Annotated in this window: 3 protein-coding genes; 2 read left to right on the plus strand and 1 reads right to left on the minus strand. The window is 72.2% G+C overall.

Going from position 1 to position 3,828, the window contains the following annotated elements:
• The coding region (locus VN520_RS11655) for a ferrochelatase (RefSeq protein ID WP_325746807.1) at positions 1 to 1,014 on the minus strand (1,014 nt) is incomplete at its 3' end.
• Positions 1,015 to 1,126: 112 nt separating this feature from the next.
• Here VN520_RS11655 and VN520_RS11660 point away from each other — a divergent pair.
• Positions 1,127 to 2,371, plus strand: a complete 1,245-nt coding sequence (locus VN520_RS11660; protein WP_325746808.1) for an MFS transporter — start codon at positions 1,127 to 1,129, stop codon at positions 2,369 to 2,371.
• Complete coding sequence (locus VN520_RS11665; protein ID WP_325746809.1) at positions 2,331 to 3,650, plus strand: D-arabinono-1,4-lactone oxidase; 1,320 nt, start codon at positions 2,331 to 2,333, stop codon at positions 3,648 to 3,650. Before VN520_RS11660 ends, VN520_RS11665 begins: the two co-directional genes overlap by 41 nt.
• Positions 3,651 to 3,828 lie beyond the last annotated feature (178 nt).

The raw sequence follows: 3,828 nt of genomic DNA on the forward strand, positions 1-3,828 counted from the left end.
GACCGGGCGGTCCTGTTCGGCGGCGGCACGCTCCAGGAGGAGCTCACGCACGGCCGCGGCGAACCGGGGGTCCGCACCCACCGTCGCGGAGCGGCGCACCGGGAGTCCGAGCTCGGCGGCCTTCGCGGTGGCCTCCGTGTCGAGGTCGTACAGCACCTCCATGTGGTCCGAGACGAAGCCGATGGGGGCCATGACGACCGCCGGGACACCCGCGCCGTGGAGTGCCTCCAGGTGGTCGCAGATGTCGGGCTCCAGCCACGGGATGTGCGGTGCGCCGCTGCGTGACTGGTAGACGAGCTGCCACGGGTGGTCGACGCCGGTCTCCTCGCGCACGGCCTCGACGATCAGCCGGGCGACGTCCAGGTGCTCTGCGACGTACGAGCCGCCGTCGCCGTGTGTCTCCACCGGTCCCGAGGTGTCGGCGGCGGAGGTCGGGATGGAGTGCGTGGTGAACGCGAGGTGCGCGCCCGCCCTGACGTCCTCGGGGAGGTCGGCCAGCGACGCCAGCACGCCGTCCGCCATGGGGCGTACGAAGCCCGGGTGGTTGAAGTAGTGCCGGAGCTTGTCCACGCGGGGCACCGGAAGTCCTTCCGCCTCCAGTGCGGACAGCGACTCCGCCAGGTTCTCGCGGTACTGCCGGCAGCCGGAGTACGAGGCGTAGGCGCTGGTGGCCAGCACGGCGATCCGGCGGTGGCCGTCCGTGATCATCTCGCGGAGGGTGTCGGTGAGGTACGGGGCCCAGTTGCGGTTGCCCCAGTACACCGGGATCTCCAGGGCGTGGTCCGCGAAGTCCTTGCGCAGGGCGTCGAGCAGCGCCCTGTTCTGCGCGTTGATCGGACTCACGCCGCCGAAGAGGAAGTAGTGCTTGCCGACCTCCTTCAGCCGTTCTTCGGGGATGCCCCGGCCACGCGTCACGTTCGCCAGGAACGGGACCACGTCGTCGGGGCCTTCGGGACCCCCGAAGGAGAGCAGCAGCAGGGCGTCGTAGGGAGCGGCATCACGCAGATCGGACATGTACCCGATCCTGCCACCCGCCTCCGACAGTGCGGCAACCGCCATCGGCGGTCCATGACCCCCGTAAGCTGTATCAGCCCTTGCACACCTGACAGGCTTCTCCGGAGTCCCCTTGCCCAGCCCCTACCGCGCCATCTTCGCCGCTCCCGGCAGCCGTGCGTTCTCGGCCGCCGGATTCTTCGGCCGGATGCCGCTGTCCATGATGGGGATCGGCGTGGTGACGATGGTCTCCCAGCTGACCGGCCGCTACGGACTGGCGGGTGCGCTCTCCGCGACGCTCGCCATGGCGGCGGCCGTCATGGGGCCGCAGGTCTCCCGGCTGGTCGACCGGTACGGGCAGCGCCGTGTGCTGCGCCCCGTCACGCTGTTCGCGGCCGCGTCGGTCGCGGGGCTGCTGGTCTGCGCCCAGCAGGGGCTGCCCGACTGGACCCTGTTCGTCTTCGCCGCGGGCGCCGGCTGCGTCCCGAGTGTGGGGTCGATGGTCCGGGCGCGCTGGGCGGAGATCTACCGGGATTCCGGGCGCTCACTGCACACCGCGTACGCGTGGGAGTCGATCGTCGACGAGGTGTGCTTCATCTTCGGGCCGATCGCCTCCATCGGCCTGTCCACGGCCTGGTTCCCGGAGGCCGGTCCGCTGATCGCCGGCGTGTTCCTGGTGGCCGGGGTCTTCTGGCTGACGGCCCAGCGGGCCACCGAGCCCAGGCCGCACCCGAAGGAGCACCGCACGGGCGGCTCGGCCCTGCGCTCGTCCGGGCTCCAGGTGCTGGTGATCACCTTCGTCGCCACCGGGGCGGTCTTCGGGGCGGTGGACGTGGTGACGGTGGCCTTCGCCGAGGAGCGCGGCCACAAGGCGGCGGCCAGCCTCGTGCTCGCCGTCTACGCCCTGGGCTCCTGCCTCGCCGGAGCGGTCTTCGGCCTGCTGCACCTGCGCGGCAGGCCGTCCACCAGGTGGCTGGTGGGGGTGTGCGCGATGGCCGTGAGTATGATCCCCCTCCAACTGGCCGGGAGCCTGCCGTTCCTGGCCGTGGCGCTCTTTGTCGCGGGCCTCGCCATCGCACCGACGATGGTCACCACGATGGCCCTCGTCGAACAGCACGTACCGCGCACCCAGCTGACCGAGGGCATGACCTGGACCAGTACCGGACTCGCGGTCGGAGTGGCGCTCGGCTCCTCTGCCGCAGGCTGGGTGGTCGACGCCTCGGGGGCCGAGGCGGGGTACGCGGTGCCCGTCGTGGCGGGAGCGCTCGCGGCCGCGGTGGCGCTCCTGGGGTATCGCCGGCTCGCGGAGCCGGTGCCTACGGGAGGGCGCGGGGAAGATGACCGACACCTACGCACGGACGGCGAACACGTGGCGTAACTGGGCGGGCAACGTGACCGCCGGGCCGGCGCGCGTGGAGTCCCCCGCGTCCGTCGACGAGCTCGTCGAGGTGCTCCGCAGGGCGTCCGAGGACGGCCTGACGGTCAAGCCCGTGGGCACCGGTCACTCGTTCACCGCGACCGCGGCCACCGACGGGGTCCTCATACGCCCGGATCTGCTCACCGGCATCCGTGACATCGACCGCAGGGCGATGACCGTGACGGTCGAGGCCGGCACCCCGCTGAAGCGTCTCAACGCCGCGCTGGCCCGGGAGGGGCTCTCCCTCACCAACATGGGCGACATCATGGACCAGACGGTCGCCGGGGCCACCTCCACGGGCACCCACGGCACCGGCCGCGACTCGGGGTCGATCTCCGCGCAGATCCGCGCCCTGGAGCTGGTCACGGCCGACGGCACGGTGCTGCGCTGCTCGGCGGGCGAGCACCCGGACGTCTTCGCGGCGGCGCGGATCGGTCTCGGGGCGCTCGGCGTGGTCACCGCGGTCACGTTCGCGGTGGAGCCGGTCTTCCTGCTCACGGCCCGCGAGGAGCCGATGACCTTCGACCGGGTCACGGCCGATTTCGATCAGCTGGTCGCGGAGAACGAACACTTCGAGTTCTACTGGTTCCCGCACACCCGTAACTGCACCACCAAGCGCAACAACCGGAGCGCGGGCCCCGCGGCTCCGCCCGGCCGGGTCAGCGGCTGGATCGAGGACGAGCTCCTCTCCAACGGGCTCTTCCAGGTCGCCTGTTCGGTCGGCCGGGCGGTCCCGGGGGCCATTCCCCCTCTCGCCCGGGTCTCCAGCCGCGCCCTGTCGGCCCGGATGTACACCGACATCCCGTACAAGGTGTTCACGAGTCCCAGGCGGGTGCGTTTCGTCGAGATGGAGTACGCCCTGCCGCGCGAGGCGGCGGTCGAGGCGCTGCGTGAGCTCAGGGCCATGGTGGAGCGTTCGCCGCTGCGGATCAGCTTCCCGGTGGAGGTCCGTACGGCGCCCGCGGACGACATCGCGCTCTCCACGGCCTCGGGCCGGGAGAGCGCGTACATCGCGGTGCACCTGTACCGGGGCACGCCGTACCAGGCGTACTTCACGGCGGTCGAGCGGATCATGACGGGATACGACGGACGTCCACACTGGGGCAAGATCCACACCCGGGACGCCGGTCACCTCGCCGCGGCCTATCCCCGGTTCGGCGAGTTCACCGCCGTACGCGACCGGCTCGACCCGGACCGCCTGTTCGCCAACGCCTACCTCCGCCGCGTGCTGGGGGACTGAGGCCGCGGGGGAGGGCGCCCGGATCAGCGCTCCGTACCCGGCCCGGCCGCGTCCCCGCCCTGCTGGTCCGGGTCCTCACCGGCTCCCGTCGGGTCCGGCGGGGCCGGGGTGGTGCCGCCGGCGTCCGGCGTGGCCGGGGTGCTGGGTTCCGGTGTCGCGCCGCCGGGCACCGAAGGGG

This window comes from Streptomyces sp., assembly GCF_035563135.1.
In the GTDB taxonomy this organism is placed as follows: Bacteria; Actinomycetota; Actinomycetes; order Streptomycetales; family Streptomycetaceae; genus Streptomyces.